Genomic DNA, 18,374 nt, shown 5'->3' with positions numbered 1-18,374 from the left:
GATGGCAAAGCAGATCGATACCGTAACTGTTGAGGTTGTCCGCAATCTCCTGATGTCCATTGCTGAGGAGACTTACGGAATCATTGTCCGCAGTGCATACTCCACCAATATGAAGGAACGCCGTGACGTTTGTACGGCTGTGATCGATCCGGATGGAAACAGCGTTGCGCAGGTAGAAAGTTTAGCTGCACTGTTAGGCTCCATGCTGAGTGTAGTTCCCAATATTTATGAGAAATTCGGAAAAGAAAATGTCCGTCCGGGCGATATGTTTATCGCTAACGATCCGTATCACGGTGGTGGCAACCACCTGCCGGATATCGTAATCGCGGCTCCGGCCTTTGCAGGCGATAAGCTGGTGGGCTGGATCGCAAACATTGCCCATCATTCCGATATCGGCGGTAAAGTACCGGGTTCCACATCCGGTGACGCCGACAGCTTATTCCAGGAAGGTATCCGTATTCCGGTGATCCGTATCCGCGAAAATGACGAGACGATCAGCAGCGTTCTTGATCTCCTTCTTGATAATACCCGTGTTCCACAGGAGCGTGAGGGAGACCTGACTGCACAGATGTCTGCAAACCTGATCGGTGTGCAGAGGATCCAGGAAGCATATGCCCGCTACCAGGATGACCTGATCGCGTGCATGAAGGAACTGGTAGGCTACTCCGAGCGCCGTGTCCGCGCCGTCGTTGCAGAGCTTCCGGACGGCGAGTATAACTACACGGACTATGTAGACGGCTGCGGAGACAAATATCCGGATCCGCTTCCGATCAAGGTGAAAGTAACTATCAAGGGCGACGATTTAACGATCGATTTTACAGGAACTGCAGATCAGATCAAAGCTCCGATCAACGTACCGTATCCGTGTACAAAAGCGGCAGTATTCTTCGCAGTAAAAGCCCTGATGGGCGACGATATCCCAGCCAATGAGGGAATCAACCGTGCGATCAAGATCATTGCTCCGAAGGGCTGCATTGTAAATCCGACAGAGCCGAGCCCGATTGGAGCGCAGATCGACTGCCAGCAGAGAATTCCGGACGCGATCTTCGGTGCCCTCGCTCCGATCTTCCCGGATACCGTAGTTACCGCAGGAAATGGCGCGTGCACCACGACGATCTTAGCTGGTGAAGGTGCGATCGGTACGGACAGCGTATTTATTTTCCATGAGGTTATCGCCGGAGGCGGCGGAGCTTCCAAGGGCTTAGATGGCCTGTCCGGTGTTCAGGTAAATATGACAAATACATCCAACATGCCGATAGAGGCAACAGAGATGGAGTTCACAAAGATCCTTGCCAGAAAATATGAACTGAAGGAAGATACCGGCGGAGCAGGTCAGTTCCGCGGCGGTCTTGGAATTGAGCGTGAGCTTGAAGTGCTGCAGGATGATGTGGCATACACAGGACTTGGGGATCGTCATAAATTCCATCCGTGGGGACTTGCAGGCGGCAAAGAGGGCGCAGCAGGCGCATTCTACCGCGTTGCGACAGACGGCACCGTCACAAAGATGGGCCATAAGACGACAAGCTTCCCGTTAAAGAAGGGCGATGTGATCCGTGTTACAACACCTGGTGCCGGCGGTTACGGTGATCCGATGAAACGTGATCCGGAAAAGGTATTGAAGGACGTTAGAGAGAAAAAAGTATCTGCAGAGGCAGCAAAGAAGGAATACGGTGTGGTTGTTGTATCCGATGGAGTTGATTACCATGTAGATGAGCAGGCAACCAAAGCGCTCCGTGGATAAAAATCAATTGTAAGAAAGAGAGGATATTCCTATGATCAAAGGGATGCAGGAAGTCATCGATGTGATGACAAAGGCAAAAGCAGATCTGGATAAAAACGGCGGCTTAAAGCAGGTGATCTTTGTAGCCTGCGGAGGCTCTTTCGCATCTTCCTATCCGGCACGCTTTTTATTAAATCAGGAGAGTTCCATCCGTGTTCAGGGTTACAACAGCAGCGAGTTCGTCAATGCGACCCCGAAGAACGTAGATAAAAACACTCTTGTGATCGGCACATCCACAAAGGCGACGGCAGAGACCGTAGAAGCGCTGAAAGTGGCTAAGGCAAAGGGCGCGGTCACCATCGGATTATCCGGCTACGCGGATTCCCTGACAGCCCAGACAGCTGATTATTATGTAACATATTATCACGCAGACGAGTGGTATAAGGACCCGACACTTGTTCATTACAACAGTCAGGGTACAGCATTAAAGATCGCGTTCTGGCTCTTAAAAGAGTACGATAATTATGAGGCATATGATCAGGCTCTGGAGGCTTTCGAGAAGTTAGAGACGATCTACGGTAAGGCATACAAGGATGTTCGCGCGGAAGCAGCAAAATTCGCCATGACATATAAGGATGACACCGTATGGAACGTAATGTCCAGCGGAGCTGCGTGGGAAGTTTCCTATTCTGACGCATTCTGCTTCTTCCAGGAGATGCAGACCGTCCACTGTGTTCCGATCCATTCCGGTGAGTATTTCCACGGCGCATTTGAGACATGCGACAAGGATCTGGCAATTCTGTTATTTAAGAGCGTAGGACGCACACGTCCGGTGGATGAGAGAGCAGAGCGCTTCTTAAATCAGTTCGGCGGACATCACTGGATCATTGATGCCGAGGAGCTGGGCTTAGGCGAATTGGATGAGAGAGTTGCAGAGTATTTTAACTCTCTTCTGTTCCACCCGATCTCCAAACAGTTCATCTCTGCGATGGCAGATGTGAGAATGCATCCGATGACCTATCGTCGTTACATGTGGAAATTTGATTATTAATTGCTCATTAATTTATCTCAGTCAGAGAAGACTTTCACCTCTTTCAAGTGGTGAATACTGGTAAATGCGTCCCCGTGGGAGCCCAGTCTCACAGCTGTTTGACTTGAATTACAAATGAGATATAAGACAGGTTGATGCCTACGGAATGTGGATGTCAGCCTGTTTTGTGTTTGAGAAAAAAATTAGAAATACAAGGCGAAGAGAAAAAATATCTTGCTATCTAATAGTACAAATAGTATTATAGTGTATATAACATTATATATCTAATTAGTATAATTAACTGCTCTGAAAGAATGGGGTAGAAGGAGGGGTGTATGGAAATAAATATGAATCCAAACAGCATTGTTCCATTATATGTACAGGTCGTAGAATGTCTAAAACGCGATATTGAAAACGGAGTATACAATGCAACAGGAAGAATTCCAACGGAGGCGGAACTGGCAGAACAGTATAAAGTGAGCCGGATCACGATCCGCAGAGCTGTGGATGATCTGGTAAGTCAGGGACTGGTCGAGAAAAAACAGGGAAAGGGAACTTTTATCTGTCGCCAGAAATTTGCGAAAGATATTAAAAACCTTCAGAGTTTCTCAGAGATGTGTCATCATATGAATATGAAACCGGGCGGACAGATGCTGGAGAACAAGCTGGTTCACGCTGATGAAAAGATTCGGAAACAGTTAAATCTGGAGCCGGGAGCATACGTGATCTATATTTCCCGGCTGCGGACAGCCGATGGTGAACCGGTGACGATCGAGAGAAACTATTTTCCAGTGAAATACTCATTCCTCCTGGAGAAGAAGTTTGATGATAACTCTCTGTTTGAATGCCTTCAGGAGGAGGCGAAGGTGCGTGTTATCACGTCAGAAAAGCAGATCGAGTTATGCCGGGCCACAGCAGCAGAGGCAAAGCTGATGAAAGTAAAGAAAGGAGCTCCGCTTCTGTATATTAAGAGTGTTGCCTATACGTACGACAGGGAGCCTCTCTACGCGGGTGCCCAGGTCTTTAACGGTGAGGTATGTTCCCTCTATGTCTGTGAATCTGTGGAACAGTAGCAGCGGGAAGTGGAAAAATGACGGGCTGCCTGCGGTCATTGTGGATAACCTGCAAAAATCATGAAAAACCGCGGAAAATATACTTGCATTAGCAGTATGCATATGCTATAATTATTAAGCTGTTCTGGCGGAACAGGACATATGGCTGTAAAGCTGTATTATTTTTTATTAACGTAACGTGACTGTCAGTCATGTACCAAAAATTTTAAAGAGGTGAAAATCATGAAACAGGGAATCCACCCAAATTACTATCAGGCCAAGGTCGTTTGCAACTGCGGTAATGAATTTGTAACTGGTTCTACCAAGAAAGACATTCACGTAGAAATCTGTTCCAAATGCCATTCATTCTATACTGGTCAGCAGAAGGCTGCTTCCGCTCGCGGACGTATCGAGATGTTCAACCGTAAGTATGGTATGAAAACAGACAAATAAGGTTTGATTAGTGAAAGGTTGAGCTTTTGGATAACTCTGAAAACTCAGCCTTTTTTGTCATACAGGGAATCAAGGAGAAAAAATCAACGCAAGCTTGCTTGCAGGGGATTTTTTCTCTTTGATTCCCGCACAAACATGAACAAGCAGCCATTTTTCGTAAGAAAAATGAGCGGATTATGAATGTTTGTGGAGAATCGCGGGAGCACGAAGTGCGGAGCGATTCTGGTATGACACTATGAGACATATATGGAGGTAAAATCTTGAAATATTCCGGTATCGGGGGACAGGCAGTATTAGAGGGTATCATGATGAAGAACAAGGACAATTACGCCACGGCTGTCAGAAAGCCGGACGGCGAGATCGTTGTCAAGAAAGATACCTATGTGAGCATGACAGAAAAAGTAAAGTTTTTCTCCCTGCCGTTTGTGAGAGGAATCTTTAGTTTCGCGGACTCCATGATCCTGGGAATGCGTTCCCTGACATGGTCGGCAAGCTTCTTTGAGGACGATGAGGAGGACGAGGAGCCGGGAAAGTTCGAGAAATTTTTGATCGATACATTTGGTGAAAAAGTAGATAATGTCGTTATGTCGGCGGTGATGGTATTCTCCATCTTTATGGCGATTGCGATCTTTATGGTACTCCCGCTTTTGATCGCGGGAATCTTCCGGAAATTTATCCACTCTGAGACTGTGATGGCGATTCTTGAAGGCTGTATCCGAATTGCGATTTTCATCACCTACATTAAGGTGATCTCACGGATGGAGGACATCAAGCGGACGTTCATGTACCACGGATCGGAACATAAATGCATCAATTGCTTAGAGCATGGCCTTGTGCTCAACGTGGAGAATGTAAGAAAAAGCTCCAAAGAGCATAAGCGCTGCGGAACGAGCTTTCTTCTGATCGTTATGGTGATCAGCATCCTGTTCTTCATGGTGGTCCGTGTAGATACGATCTGGCTTCGGATCGTCAGCCGGATCGTCCTGATCCCGGTGATCGCGGGTGTCTCCTATGAGGTGCTCCGCCTTGCAGGAACCAGCAATTCGAAGATCATGGACATCGTCAGCCGTCCGGGCATGTGGATGCAGGGACTTACGACAAAGGAGCCGGATGACTCGATGATCGAGGTAGCGATCGTCGCGGTCGAGGCTGTGTTTGACTGGAAGAAATATCTGGAAGAAAATTTCCCGGAGCAGTATCCGGCAGGATATTTTGAGAGAGAAGATCAGACAGGGAAGAACGCGCAGGAGATAACGGCATGAGCGAGATGAAGAACGCTGTCGGGGCTGGAACAGGTCGGTCCGGAGATGATCTATGCGCGGGAAATAGTGTGTGTGAATTTAAGATCTGGGCAGATGTCCTAAACTACGGAAAAAAGATCTTAAAGAATGCGGGGATTGTGGAGGCGGATCTTGACGCCTGGTATCTGTTTGAGCAGAGCTTCGGGATCTCCAGGGCGCAGTATTTTCTTTGCGCAAGGGAGAACATTGTCGGAAGCACGGCACAGAAGATCGCTGTGCAGGAGCAGCACGGAGATCTTTTAGAGAGCGGTAACGCGCTGGACTGTGCAGAACTGTGGCTGAAAGAGAAACTGTCAGCGTATGAGCACGCACTGAAAAAACGCGCAGCCCGCATTCCGCTGCAGCAGATCATAGGACAACAGGAGTTCATGGGACTTTCGTTCTTTGTCAATGAGCATGTACTGATCCCGAGGCAGGATACGGAGACGCTGGTGGAGCTTGTGCTGCAGGAGCAGAAGGATAAGGATATTTCGATCCTTGATATGTGTACTGGATCCGGCTGTATTGCGGTGAGCTTGAAGAAGCTTGGAGGATATGCGCATGTGGAAGGCGCGGATATCTCGGAAGAGTCGTTAAAGGTTGCAAAAAGAAATTCAGAAGAGATTCTTGAAAACAACGATGTAAATAATGATGCAGTCAGCAGCAGGACAGAACAAATACAGAATTGCACGAATTTGACAAACAATCAGAATAAACAGGATAATTCTGAAGAACGCATGGTTTCTGAAGCCAGCAAGCTGTCGCAGGCAGGTGTAACATTCCGCCACAGTGACATGTTCAGCAATTTTCCGGAGACAGAACAGTTTGATGTGATCGTTTCCAACCCACCCTACATCCCCAGCGCAGTTATCGAAGAGCTGGAACCGGAAGTGCGGGACCATGAGCCGCGAGGAGCTCTTGACGGGACCGCGGACGGGCTTTATTTTTACAGAATTCTGGCAGAAGAATGTGCCAAACATCTGACGCCGGGAGGACATGTGTATTTTGAAATCGGATATGACCAGGGGATGGCGGTGAAGGAACTGCTGGATAACCATGGTTTTAAGGATACAAGAGTGATTCAGGATCTGGCAGGAAAAGACCGCGTCGTGTGCGGCGCCTGGCAGACCGCAGGCGTATGAGGAGGTTTTATAGATGTTTGACCGTTTGGATGACATGTTACGGCATTACGAAGAACTGATGCTGGAATTAAATAACCCGTCGGTGGCGGAAGACCAGAGAAAATTCCGCAAGCTGATGAAGGAGCAGGCAGACCTGGCGCCGATCGTTGACGCCTACAAGCAGTATAAGCAGGCGAAACAGGATGTCGAGGACAGCCTGGCGCTTCTCGACGAGGAGAGCGACGAGGAGATGAAGGAACTCGCGAAGGAAGAGCTTGCCGATGCGAAGAAGAGGATCGAGGAGCTGGAACAGGAGTTAAAGATCCTGCTTCTTCCGAAAGACCCGAACGATGAGAAGAACGTTATCGTTGAGATCCGTGCCGGTGCAGGCGGAGACGAGGCGGCGTTATTCGCTTCCGAGTTATACCGCATGTACGTGCACTATGCGGAGAGCCAGCACTGGAAGACAGAGATGATCAACGTCAGTGAGAGTGGAATCGGAGGAATGAAGGAAGTGGAGTTCATGATCACGGGACATGGCGCTTACTCCAAGTTAAAATATGAGAGCGGCGTCCACCGTGTACAGCGTGTCCCGGAGACAGAGTCAGGCGGACGGATCCATACCTCTACCGCAACCGTTGCGATCATGCCGGAGGCAGAAGAGTTTGACGTTGTGATTGACGACAAGGATATCCGTATCGATGTTATGCGTGCGTCCGGTAACGGCGGACAGTGTGTCAACACCACAGACTCCGCGGTGCGCTTAACCCATATTCCGACAGGAATCGTGATCTACAGCCAGACTGAGAAGTCCCAGCTTCAGAATAAGGAAAAAGCGTTCCGTTTACTGCGCTCCAAGTTATATGATATGGAGCTTGAGAGACGTCAGAATGAGGAAGCGGCAGAGCGTCGCAGCCAGATCGGTACCGGCGACCGCTCCGAGAAGATCCGTACCTACAACTTCCCGCAGGGACGTGTGACAGACCACAGGATCAAGCTGACACTCTATAAGATCGATGCCATCATGGACGGCGATATTCAGGAACTGATCGACAGCCTGATCGCAGCAGACCAGGCGGCGAAGCTTGCAAAAATGAATGAGAACTAATTAAAAAATACCTTCGAGGATCAAAAATGATCTTTGAAGGTATTTTTTACCTCAGTCGAGAAGACTCCCACCTCTTCAGGTGGTGAGTCATAACAGATTAGTCTCAGTGGGAGTTAGGTCTCCGACTGAGAGAGACGCTCCGCGAGGATGCGCAGTGATTCTGTAAAGAATATGTCAGCTTGCGCTGACCAGAATTACGCGTCAAGTCTCATGGACGTTCGACTTGAAAAAATGGGAAATTCCAAGAAATTCCCTATTTCACAAAAGGCACATTCTCTTTATGAGAAAATAATCTTCTGCCACCGTCCGCTCTTATACCTGCAGACAAAGAAGATCCCGCGGACAAGCCAGTCGATGGTCATAGCAACCCAGACACCGAAGATTCCCATATGGAACACCATGGTCAGCAGGTAGCTGAAACCAAACCGGAACACCCACATGGAGATGATGGAGAGCACCATGGTGACCTTCACATCCGCCGCGGCGCGCAGCGTATTCGGCAGCGTGAAGGACAGCGGCCAGATCGTCACAACGCAGGCAGCATGATACAGGATAATATCGTTTGCATACCGGGCGGCCTCGTCGGAGAGATTATAGACCGACAGGATAAACGGCAGCGCCAGGATCACGATGAGGTTTGATGCGATCAGGCAGAGATACTCCACGCGCATCATGTGCTTTGTGTAATATTTTACCTGCTCGAAATCTCCCGCGCCGACGCACTGGGCGCAGACCGTGATAAGTGCAAAGCCGAAGGACATGCCGGGCAGGATCGCAAAGTTCGCGATATTATTGCCGACCGCGTTCGCTGCCAGGGATGCGGTTCCGAGACCGGAGACGAGACTTAAAACGGCGATCTTTCCAAGCTGGAACATACTGTTCTCCAGGCCGTTCGGAATTCCGATATAGAGGATCTTTTTCAGCACATTCCACTTGATCTTAAACGGGTATGGGTGCAAAATGTGAAGTTCATGTTTCTGGTTGTTTAACAAAATAAGAATCACCACGCAGGCAACACCTCGGGACACGACCGTCGGGATCGCAACGCCCTCGACACCGCGGTGGAATCCGAAGATTAAAAGTGCGTTTCCGAATACATTGATGGAGTTCATGAGTAGTGAGGTCTTCATGGCGATATTGGAATTTCCCATAGCACGGAAGATCGCGGCTCCCGCGTTGTACATGGCGATCATCGGGATGGAAGACAGAACGATCAGCAGGTAGGTACGACTGTCCTTCATGACTTCCGGCTCGATCTTTCCGAATACATGGTACAGGATTACGTTCTGTCCGAGGTAGCCGAGGATCATAATAAAGATCGAGAACAGGAATGTGAAGTTAAAAAGCTGGGCGGTCGCCTCGCAGCCGGTCTTCGGATCTTTTCTTCCAAGATACTGCCCGGCGATCACCGCGCCGCCGGTGGCGAGAGCCGTGAAAATATTGATGATGAGAAGCATGACCGTGTCGACCAGGGAAACACCGGAGACGGCGGCTTCCCCGACCCGCGCGACCATGATAGAGTCGGAAAGACCGACGGCGACCTGTAAAAACTGATCCACGATCAGGGGGATGATCAGGCGCACCAGGTCGTTCCGGCTGAAAAGATGATTATTCATATGTAGATACATCCTCCAGAAAAAAATATAATATAGGTTCTAACATATTTTTATAAGATTTGCAATTGGGAAAAGTTCCGGTTTTTAAGTATGGTCCTGTGGTATGATTTCAGCGAATTTTCTTAAATAAAGGGATAGTCTATAAGAATATTTAAGAATAGAACTGCAAAGGGAAATGAATGTCGAAGAAGGTGCAGAGCAGTTAAGAAAAGAGTCAGAAGGAAAAACAGATGTCTGCAGAGGAAAACGGACAGCGAACATCATAGGTATGATGTGAAATATGGGGAAATTATAAAAAATCCACAAAAATCTTCATGTTTTTTAAGAGAATTATAAGAGGAAGTACCTTTAAAAGAAAAGGCATTTATGCTATAATGACCCCAGTATAGGGCGTAGTGTGCCCAAAAACAGATGAGAAAAGGAGAGCATATGAAAGGAATCATACTTGCCGGCGGAAGCGGCACAAGACTGTACCCGCTCACGAAGGTAACTTCCAAACAGCTTTTACCAATTTATGATAAACCAATGATCTATTATCCGTTATCCGTGCTGATGAACGCAGGAATCAGAGATATCCTCATCATCTCCACACCGGACGATACCCCGAGATTCGAGGCACTGTTAGGTGACGGAAAGCAGTTCGGCGTAAATTTATCCTACGCAGTACAGCCGCGCCCGGACGGACTTGCACAGGCGTTCATCATCGGTGAAGAGTTCATCGACGGTGACTCTGTAGCCATGATCCTCGGCGACAACATCTTCCATGGACAGGGCTTAAAGAAACGTCTCCGTGCGGCAGCAGAGAAGGAGAAAGGCGCAACCGTATTCGGCTACTATGTCGATGATCCGGAGCGTTTCGGTATCGTTGAGTTCGATGAGACTGGAAAAGCGATCTCCATCGAAGAGAAGCCGGAAAAACCGAAGTCCAATTACTGCGTGACCGGTCTTTACTTCTACGATAACCGCGTTGTCGAGTATGCGAAGAACTTAAAGCCGTCCGCAAGAGGCGAGCTTGAGATCACAGATTTAAACCGCATCTACCTTGAGAACGGCGAGCTGGATGTAACACTTTTAGGACAGGGCTTTACATGGCTTGACACCGGTACCCACGAGTCCTTAGTTGAGGCCACAAACTTCGTTAAGACCATCGAGACCCACCAGCACAGAAAGATCGCGTGTCTGGAAGAGATCGCCTACACGAATGGCTGGATCTCCAAGGAAGAAGTTATGGCCGCATACGAGATCTATAAGAAGAACCAGTACGGCCAGTACTTAAAGGATGTCATCGACGGAAAATATATCGACAAACTGCCGGGACACGCAGATAAGTAAAGAGAAAAAACAGCAGGATTTCAGCGCACTCACGCCCAAACACAAAGCGCTTGAGTGAAAGCTTCTGAACTGATACAGGAAAGGATGGAACATGAGCTGAGTGTATTCCTGTAGGGAAATTTTGCAGTCAGGATCATGTTCATGAAGGAGAAATAAACACATGAAAATCATCGTAACAGGCGGCGCCGGATTTATCGGCGGCAACTTCATCCACCATATGGTAAACAAATACCCGGAGTACCAGATCGTAAACCTCGATCTCTTAACATACGCCGGAAACCTTGAGACATTAAAACCGGTCGAGAACAAGCCGAACTACAAGTTCGTAAAGGGTGATATCGCAGACCGCAAATTCGTATTCGACCTCTTCGAGAAAGAGAAACCGGATATCGTCGTAAACTTCGCAGCGGAGAGCCATGTAGACCGTTCCGTTGTAGATCCGGAGAGTTTTGTCCGGACAAACGTAATGGGAACCACAACGCTGCTTGACGCATGCCGCACCTACGGGATCAAGCGTTACCATCAGGTTTCCACCGATGAGGTTTACGGAGATCTTCCGCTGGACCGCCCGGACCTCTTCTTCACAGAGGAGACACCGCTCCACACCTCCAGCCCGTACTCTTCCTCCAAGGCAAGCGCTGACCTTTTCGTTCTCGCTTACCACAGAACCTACGGACTCCCGGTGACGATCTCCCGCTGCTCCAACAACTACGGCCCGTACCACTTCCCGGAGAAGCTAATCCCGCTGATGATCAGCCGTGCTCTCGCTGACGAGGCGCTTCCGGTATACGGAACAGGCGAGAATGTCCGCGACTGGCTCCATGTTTCCGACCACTGTGAGGCCATCGACCTGATCATTCACAACGGACGTGTCGGTGAGGTTTATAACGTCGGCGGACACAATGAGAGAACAAACCTTGAGGTCGTTAAGACGATCTTAAAGGCATTAAATAAGCCGGAGAGCCTCATTAAATTCGTAACAGACCGCCCGGGCCACGACAGACGTTACGCCATCGACCCGACAAAGCTTGAGACAGAGCTTGGCTGGAAGCCGAAATACAACTTTGATACCGGTATCCAGCAGACGATCCAGTGGTATCTGGACAACGAAGACTGGTGGAAGCACATCTTAAGCGGTGAGTACAGCAATTACTTTGATAATATGTACGGCGACCGCCTCGGTAAGGATTTAAAGTAAGGCACTTTCAGGTGAAAGGAATAACGCGAACATGAGAGTTTTAGTAACAGGCGTAAAAGGCCAGCTTGGTCATGACGTTGTAAATGAGATGGAAAAACGCGGTCTGACTCCGATCGGAGTCGATCTTGCGGAGATGGATATTACCGATAAAGAGGCATGTGACCGTGTGATCACGGAGGCAAATGTCGAGGCGGTCATCCACTGTGCCGCTTATACAGCAGTTGACGCAGCGGAGGACAATGTGGATGTTTGCATGAAGGTCAACGCAGGCGGGACAAGAAATATCGCGGAAGTCTGCAAAAAGCTCGGCATTAAGATGATGTACATCAGCACGGACTATGTGTTCGACGGACAGGGAACCCGCCCGTGGGAGCCGGATGACGAGAGACATCCACTGAATGTCTATGGACAGTCCAAATATGAGGGAGAGCTTGCAGTCGAGGAGCTGGTAGAGAAATTCTTTACCGTCCGCATCGCCTGGGTATTCGGCGTAAACGGCAAGAACTTTATCAAGACCATGCTGCGGATCGGAAAGGAGCGTGGAGCTGCATCTGTCGTTGATGACCAGATCGGGTCCCCGACCTACACCTACGATCTCGCAAGACTCCTTGTTGATATGATCCAGACCGACAAATACGGCAGATACCATGCGACCAACGAGGGACTCTGCTCCTGGTATGAGTTCGCGTGCGAGATCTTCCGCGCAGCCGGCATGGATGTCAAGGTGACACCGGTGCATTCCGATGAGTATCCGGCAGCAAAGGCAAAACGCCCGATGAACAGCCGGATGAGCAAGGAAAAGCTTACAGAGAACGGCTTCGAGCGTCTTCCGGAGTGGAAGGACGCGGTTGCGAGATATCTGAAGGAGATCACCTGGTAGAAGGGTTCACTGCCTGAAAGAGGTGGAGCCTTACCGGACTGGGATAAAGATCAGGATTTGGCGGCGAAGGACCGGTCCTGCTTATAAAAAGACATACGGCTGTCGGTGAAGACATGTTCTCCGGCAGCCTGTTTTATCAGAGAAAACAGGATCTGCGAAGTCCTGTCAGCAGCGTATCAATGCCGGACAGTTTGGTGCAGATGCGCATAATCTATGAAGAGACAGAAAACCGCGGACTCTATAGAGAATGAGGATATTGTTTTATGGAAATGTCCGATTCTCTATAAGGTTCGCGGTATATGGAGGAAATTGAGGAATGGGAAAATATTTTGGTACCGACGGCTTCCGCGGCGAGGCAAACGTCGATCTTACCGTGGAACACGCGTATAAAGTCGGAAGATTTCTCGGCTGGTATTATGGAAAACAGGCCAAGGGAGACCACTGCAGAGTTGTGATCGGAAAAGACACGAGACGCTCCAGCTATATGTTTGAGTACTCCCTTGCGGCGGGACTCACGGCATCCGGCGCTGACACTTATCTTTTACATGTAACAACAACTCCGAGTGTGTCCCATGTGATCCGCACGGAAGATTTTGACTGTGGGATCATGATCTCCGCCAGCCACAATCCGTACTATGACAATGGAATCAAGGTCATGAACGGCAACGGCGAGAAGCTCGAGGAGAGCGTGATCACAGAGATCGAGAAGTACTTAGACGGAGAGATGGAAGAGATCCCGCTCGCGAAGAGAGAGAATATCGGAAGAACGCAGGACTTCGCGGCAGGAAGAAACCGCTACATCGGTTATCTGATCTCCATTGCGACGAGATCCTTCAAGGGCAAGAAAGTCGGTCTCGACTGCTCCAACGGAAGTGCTTCCTCCGTTGCGAAGAGCGTATTTGATGCCCTCGGCGCTGACACATACGTCATCAATGACAAGCCTGACGGACTGAACATCAACCGCGACTGCGGTTCCACTCATATTGAAAACCTTCAGAAATTCGTGAAGGAGAAAGGTCTCGATGTGGGCTTTGCCTATGATGGTGACGCGGACCGCTGCCTGGCTGTGGATGAGAACGGAAACGTCGTGGACGGCGACCTGATCCTCTATATCTGCGGAAAATATATGAAGGAACAGGGACTTCTGCGCAACAATAAGATCGTTACCACAGTTATGTCAAACCTTGGCCTTTACAAGGCACTTGACCGTGAGGGCATCGGCTACGAGAAGACGGCTGTCGGCGACAAATATGTATACGAGAACATGTCCAAGACCGGAAACTGCCTCGGAGGTGAGCAGTCCGGACATATCATTTTCAGCAAGTACGCGACTACCGGTGACGGAATCCTGACGTCCTTAAAGATCATGGAGGTTATGCTGGAGAAGAAGGAGACGCTCGGAAAGCTTGCTTCCGAGGTTACGATCCTTCCGCAGCTCTTAAAAAATGTCCGCGTGGCAGACAAGGTGGCGGCATTAAATGACCCGGATGTGCAGGCAGCAGGAAAGGCTGTTGATGAGGCACTCGGAAATGACGGAAGACTTCTCCTCCGCCAGAGCGGAACAGAGCCGCTGATCCGCGTTATGGTCGAGGCGGAGACACCGGAGATCTGCGAAAAGTATGTGGATCAGGTGATCGATGTATTGAAGAAAAAAGGTCATGTGACAGAAAGCTGATCGCTTGAAATATAAAATATGAAGGATGAGGCAGTGAAATAATTTGCTGCCTCATTTTACATATGGTTATAATCTCAGAAAGGCTTGGGAGGTGTACAGTGACTTCGTAGTTACTTTTCATGGGTAGGAATTTTCTGAACTGAAAATTCCGTATGATACTGTTATGACCGCGGATTTTGCCGATTCGGAATGCGAAGCATCGGCAAAATCCTGTTACAGTGTGCGGGCATGGAGTGCCCGTGTACTGTAACACTTCATATCTCCTATATCTAAATGTTATGGCATAGATCCTTGCGATTCCTTTTTTACAGTGATATAATGAAAAAACGGAAAAGGACGGTCAAAAACGCGACCGTCGATTGAATTTCACAAAAAAAGGACTGATGAAAATGGGGTTAGACCTAAAAGCGTAACATTGTTTATAATTGAGAAGTACAGCGTGGTTTACCGACTCCGTGGCCTGCAACTATGAAGCTGGAGGGAAACTGCAGTGCCTGGAAAGACTGCATGATTACAGAAATTCATGAAATGCAGGAATGAAAATAACTTTTATCAGAAAAGCGGAGGAAAGAAACTATGATGAATTATAAGAGATATCAGAGAGTACCGGTCATGAATTACCCGGAGCGGGAGTGGCCGAATAAAGAGATCCAGAAGGCGCCGATCTGGTGCAGCGTGGATCTGCGCGACGGCAACCAGGCCCTTGTAGAGCCGATGGTCGTTGAAGAGAAGATTGAAATGTTCAATATGCTGGTGCAGATGGGCTTCAAGGAGATCGAGATCGGTTTCCCGGCCGCTTCCCAGATCGAATTTGACTTTTTAAGACAGCTCGTTGAACGCAGGCTGATCCCGGACGATGTGACGGTTCAGGTTCTGACCCAGTGCCGTGATCACCTGTTAAAGAGAACCTTCGAGTCCATTCAGGGAATCCCGAAGGCAGTTGTGCATATTTACAACTCTACATCCACCTTACAGCGTGATGTTGTATTCCATATGGACCGTGAGGAGATCAAGCAGATCGCAATCGACGGTGTCGATATGGTAAAGAAGTACATGAAAGATTATGACGGAAAAGTGATCCTGGAGTATTCCCCGGAGAGCTTTACCGGAACAGAGATGGACTATGCGCTTGATATCTGCAACGCGGTCCAGAGAGCATGGGGACCGACACCGGACAATAAGATGATCATCAACCTTCCGTCCACTGTCGAGATGACGACGCCGAACGTATTTGCAGACCAGATCGAGTGGATGAGCAAACATCTGGAGAACCGCGAGAGCATCATTTTAAGCGTTCATCCGCATAATGACCGCGGAACAGGTGTCGCTGCTGCAGAACTTGCAATGCTTGCAGGCGCTGACCGCGTTGAGGGAACCCTGTTCGGAAATGGTGAGCGTACCGGAAACGTGGATATCCTGACCATCGCCTACAATATGTTCTCTCAGGGAATCGACCCAGAGCTTGAAATCGGCGATATCAAGAAGATCGCGGAAGTTTACGAGCGCTGCACAAAGATGCATATCGATCCGCGTCATCCGTACGCTGGAAAGCTGGTATTTACTGCATTCTCCGGTTCCCATCAGGATGCTATCAACAAGGGAATGCATGTGCTTATGGAAAGAAAGAGCGAGATCTGGCAGGTTCCGTATCTGCCGATCGATCCGTCCGATATCGGAAGAGAGTACGAGCCGGTGGTCCGTATCAACAGCCAGTCCGGAAAGGGCGGTGTTGCTTTCGTTATGGACAGCTTCTTTGGATTCAAGCTTCCACGCGGCATGCACAAAGAGTTCGCGGATGTGATCCAGAAGATCGCAGAGAAGCAGGGAGAGGTCGCACCGGAACAGATCATGGAAGAGTTCCGCATCGAGTATCTCGACCGCAAGGAACCGTACCACTTCCGCAAGTGCAAGACCACAGATTTCGAGTCCGGAGACCAGTTCACAACCGTTGCTGTTGTTACCTACTCTAACCACGGCGAGACAAAACAGTTTGAAGGTGTCGGAAACGGCCCAATCGATGCTGTGAAACGCGGACTGGAGGAGGAGCTTGGTATCTCAATCAAGGTTCTCGATTACAGCGAGCATGCGCTGACATCCGGTTCCGGGGCACAGGCGGCTTCCTATATCCACCTGATGGATCAGAAGACCGGCAAGGTGACATACGGTGTCGGCATCAGCTCCAACATCACGAGAGCATCCTTAAGAGGTATCTTCAGTGCAGTTAACCGTCTGTTTGGAGATGCAGAGTAAAATAAAAATGTCGGATATACGTTCAGTGCTGCGGTAAGACATAGGGAGAAACTGCAGTGTCCGGCGGCAAATCATAAGAAAATTTTAAATGCGGCAGAAATGGGAATGCAATCCTGTTTTTGCCGCATTTTTGCGTCATATTTTTAATGAAATGTAAGGAAAAAGAGAAGAGTTTTTAGGAAGTTTTCTGTATAATACAAGTACAAACAAAAAACGAAAGATATCTAACGGAGATATCGAAAACAAATAGCCACCGTGGGAACGATGAAAAGGAAACCGGTGGGAAAGTGAAAAAGTATATTCCGGAAACGGAAATATTTAGAAGAGGAGGGTTTCTATGAAGAAGAGATATTTTGCAGGTGCAGCAGTTGCGGCGATGATTTTAACCGCAGGAATGGCGACGACCTCTTTTGCGGACTGGTCGCAGCAGAATGGAAAATGGTATTACTACAATGACAACAACGGACGCCTCGTTCGGAATGACTGGGTATGCTCCAAGGATGCATGGTATTATATGGATTACAATGGAGTGATGCAGACAAACAGCCTGATCGATGATACTTATTATGTAAACGAGAATGGTGTCATGATCACAAACACATGGAAGTACATCAACAACAGCCGCTGGAACGAGAGCGGATGGAGATATTTTGGAGCGAACGGAAAGGCGTACACAAACGGCTGGAAACAGATCAATGACGTGTGGTACCACTTTACGGATTCCGTTTTGGATATCGGCTGGGTGGAGATCGATGGTAAGATCTATCATTTAGAAGATTCCGGAGCTATGACGACGGGCTGGAGAAAACTGGCGGACAGAGAGGATGACTGGGGTGAGTACTGGTACTATTTTAATTCCAGTGGAAAGCTGATCTATGATGGTGAGCTGAAGATCTCCGGTGAGACCTATATCTTTGACCACAGCGGAAGGATGCTGACTGGCTGGGTAAATGAGTCTGATTACACATCTACAGGACGTGACGACCTCTCCAACAGCGATGTCAATGCCCTTCGCTACTTCCGCAGCGGCGGACAGCAGATGAACGGCTGGAGATATATGGCATCCCCGGATGACGCTGAGGAAAACTGGTACTACTTTAAAGATGGCCGCGCATACTCCACATCCTATAAAACAACGGAGGCCTGCGGATACGGAATAGCAAAGATCAAGGGCGAGACCTACTGCTTTGATAAAAAGGGCCGCATGAAGACAGGTCTTGTGGAGCTGAGCGACGGCAGAAAGTTCTACTTTGACAGTGACGGAAAGATGAAGACCGGGCGGATCGTGATCAACGACGATAACCATGACAACGAAGTATTCTACTTCACAACTTCCGGCAGTATCGGAACGAGAGGCGACGGATTCACGGGTGTGAAGGACGGAAGTCTCTACGAGAACGGACGCCTTGTGAGTGCGGAAGAAGGAATGAAGTACGAGAAAGTCACCGTTGACGGAAAGACATATGTGGTCAACGAATCCGGTAAGGTAAAGACCAGCGGAACCGTGACAGATGCGGACGGCGTGAAATATAAGATCACGAAGGATCAGAACGGTGGATATAATGTAGAAGTTTCCTGGTAGGAATGGATACAAAAAGCTTGAGGAGCTTATGATGTAAAATTTCATAGAACCCCATAAAAGAGAGATCCCGGCAGTTT

Annotated in this window: 14 protein-coding genes; 13 read left to right on the top strand and 1 reads right to left on the bottom strand. The window is 48.8% G+C overall.

The window, feature by feature from the left end:
* The first annotated feature begins 1 nt into the window (after position 1).
* The 7 genes from DWY93_RS12595 (at position 2) to prfA (ending at position 7,764) form a co-directional block, all read left to right on the top strand.
* Positions 2-1,741 carry a hydantoinase B/oxoprolinase family protein gene (locus DWY93_RS12595; protein ID WP_117472438.1) on the top strand — a complete coding sequence of 580 codons (1,740 nt, stop codon included), beginning with the start codon at positions 2-4 and terminating at the stop codon, positions 1,739-1,741.
* 31 nt (positions 1,742-1,772) lie between these two features.
* Positions 1,773-2,771: an SIS domain-containing protein gene (locus tag DWY93_RS12590; RefSeq protein ID WP_021905624.1), complete on the top strand. Its 999-nt coding sequence runs from the start codon at positions 1,773-1,775 to the stop codon at positions 2,769-2,771.
* A 314-nt stretch (positions 2,772-3,085) separates the two neighbouring features.
* A complete protein-coding gene (locus DWY93_RS17800; RefSeq protein WP_273482963.1) occupies positions 3,086-3,823 on the top strand; it encodes a GntR family transcriptional regulator in 738 nt (245 codons plus the stop codon).
* 222 nt (positions 3,824-4,045) lie between these two features.
* A complete protein-coding gene (gene rpmE, locus DWY93_RS12580; RefSeq protein ID WP_015552500.1) occupies positions 4,046-4,255 on the top strand; it encodes a 50S ribosomal protein L31 in 210 nt (69 codons plus the stop codon).
* Between the two features lie 260 nt (positions 4,256-4,515).
* The gene (locus DWY93_RS12575) at positions 4,516-5,517 is read left to right on the top strand and encodes a DUF1385 domain-containing protein (protein WP_021905622.1); all 1,002 of its coding nucleotides are present in this window, start codon (positions 4,516-4,518) and stop codon (positions 5,515-5,517) included.
* Positions 5,514-6,677: a HemK/PrmC family methyltransferase gene (locus DWY93_RS12570; RefSeq protein WP_242990616.1), complete on the top strand. Its 1,164-nt coding sequence runs from the start codon at positions 5,514-5,516 to the stop codon at positions 6,675-6,677. Before DWY93_RS12575 ends, DWY93_RS12570 begins: the two co-directional genes overlap by 4 nt.
* Positions 6,678-6,690: 13 nt before the next feature.
* Positions 6,691-7,764: a peptide chain release factor 1 gene (prfA, locus tag DWY93_RS12565; RefSeq protein WP_015552502.1), complete on the top strand. Its 1,074-nt coding sequence runs from the start codon at positions 6,691-6,693 to the stop codon at positions 7,762-7,764.
* A gap of 278 nt (positions 7,765-8,042) precedes the next feature.
* Here prfA and DWY93_RS12560 read toward each other — a convergent pair whose 3' ends face one another.
* On the bottom strand, positions 8,043-9,380 hold the full coding sequence (locus DWY93_RS12560) for an MATE family efflux transporter (RefSeq protein WP_117472436.1): 1,338 nt from the start codon (positions 9,378-9,380) through the stop codon (positions 8,043-8,045).
* 429 nt (positions 9,381-9,809) lie between these two features.
* On the opposite strand from DWY93_RS12560, the gene rfbA reads away from it, so the two are divergent.
* The 6 genes from rfbA to DWY93_RS12530 all read left to right on the top strand — a co-directional run bounded on the left by rfbA (position 9,810) and on the right by DWY93_RS12530 (position 18,297).
* Entirely contained in the window at positions 9,810-10,712 is a 903-nt protein-coding gene (gene rfbA, locus DWY93_RS12555; RefSeq protein ID WP_117472434.1) for a glucose-1-phosphate thymidylyltransferase RfbA, read from the top strand.
* Positions 10,713-10,872: 160 nt separating this feature from the next.
* Positions 10,873-11,910, top strand: a complete 1,038-nt coding sequence (gene rfbB / locus DWY93_RS12550) for a dTDP-glucose 4,6-dehydratase (RefSeq protein WP_015552506.1) — start codon at positions 10,873-10,875, stop codon at positions 11,908-11,910.
* 31 nt (positions 11,911-11,941) lie between these two features.
* Complete coding sequence (gene rfbD / locus DWY93_RS12545; RefSeq protein WP_117472432.1) at positions 11,942-12,790, top strand: dTDP-4-dehydrorhamnose reductase; 849 nt, start codon at positions 11,942-11,944, stop codon at positions 12,788-12,790.
* 316 nt (positions 12,791-13,106) lie between these two features.
* Positions 13,107-14,465, top strand: a complete 1,359-nt coding sequence (glmM, locus tag DWY93_RS12540) for a phosphoglucosamine mutase (protein ID WP_117472430.1) — start codon at positions 13,107-13,109, stop codon at positions 14,463-14,465.
* Positions 14,466-15,041: 576 nt separating this feature from the next.
* The gene (gene leuA, locus DWY93_RS12535) at positions 15,042-16,715 is read left to right on the top strand and encodes a 2-isopropylmalate synthase (protein ID WP_117472428.1); all 1,674 of its coding nucleotides are present in this window, start codon (positions 15,042-15,044) and stop codon (positions 16,713-16,715) included.
* A gap of 337 nt (positions 16,716-17,052) precedes the next feature.
* Complete coding sequence (locus tag DWY93_RS12530; protein WP_015552510.1) at positions 17,053-18,297, top strand: FOG: Glucan-binding domain (YG repeat); 1,245 nt, start codon at positions 17,053-17,055, stop codon at positions 18,295-18,297.
* Positions 18,298-18,374: the final 77 nt, after the last annotated feature.

Origin of the sequence: Clostridium sp. AF28-12 (genome assembly GCF_003435225.1) — a bacterium.
GTDB classification, from domain to species: Bacteria; Bacillota; Clostridia; order Lachnospirales; family Lachnospiraceae; genus Pilosibacter; species Pilosibacter fragilis.
This window is presented reverse-complemented; position numbering and strand designations above follow the sequence as displayed.

Bases quoted from the DNA above. Each gene is read 5' to 3' on its own strand.
- DWY93_RS12595 (WP_117472438.1), top strand. From the start codon at position 2: ATGGCAAAGCAGATCGATACCGTAACTGTTGAGGTTGTCCGCAATCTC.
- DWY93_RS12590 (WP_021905624.1), top strand. From the start codon at position 1,773: ATGATCAAAGGGATGCAGGAAGTCATCGATGTGATGACAAAGGCAAAA.
- DWY93_RS17800 (WP_273482963.1), top strand. From the start codon at position 3,086: ATGGAAATAAATATGAATCCAAACAGCATTGTTCCATTATATGTACAG.
- rpmE (WP_015552500.1), top strand. From the start codon at position 4,046: ATGAAACAGGGAATCCACCCAAATTACTATCAGGCCAAGGTCGTTTGC.
- DWY93_RS12570 (WP_242990616.1), top strand. From the start codon at position 5,514: ATGAGCGAGATGAAGAACGCTGTCGGGGCTGGAACAGGTCGGTCCGGA.
- prfA (WP_015552502.1), top strand. From the start codon at position 6,691: ATGTTTGACCGTTTGGATGACATGTTACGGCATTACGAAGAACTGATG.
- DWY93_RS12560 (WP_117472436.1), bottom strand. From the start codon at position 9,380: ATGAATAATCATCTTTTCAGCCGGAACGACCTGGTGCGCCTGATCATC.
- rfbA (WP_117472434.1), top strand. From the start codon at position 9,810: ATGAAAGGAATCATACTTGCCGGCGGAAGCGGCACAAGACTGTACCCG.
- rfbB (WP_015552506.1), top strand. From the start codon at position 10,873: ATGAAAATCATCGTAACAGGCGGCGCCGGATTTATCGGCGGCAACTTC.
- rfbD (WP_117472432.1), top strand. From the start codon at position 11,942: ATGAGAGTTTTAGTAACAGGCGTAAAAGGCCAGCTTGGTCATGACGTT.
- glmM (WP_117472430.1), top strand. From the start codon at position 13,107: ATGGGAAAATATTTTGGTACCGACGGCTTCCGCGGCGAGGCAAACGTC.
- leuA (WP_117472428.1), top strand. From the start codon at position 15,042: ATGATGAATTATAAGAGATATCAGAGAGTACCGGTCATGAATTACCCG.
- DWY93_RS12530 (WP_015552510.1), top strand. From the start codon at position 17,053: ATGAAGAAGAGATATTTTGCAGGTGCAGCAGTTGCGGCGATGATTTTA.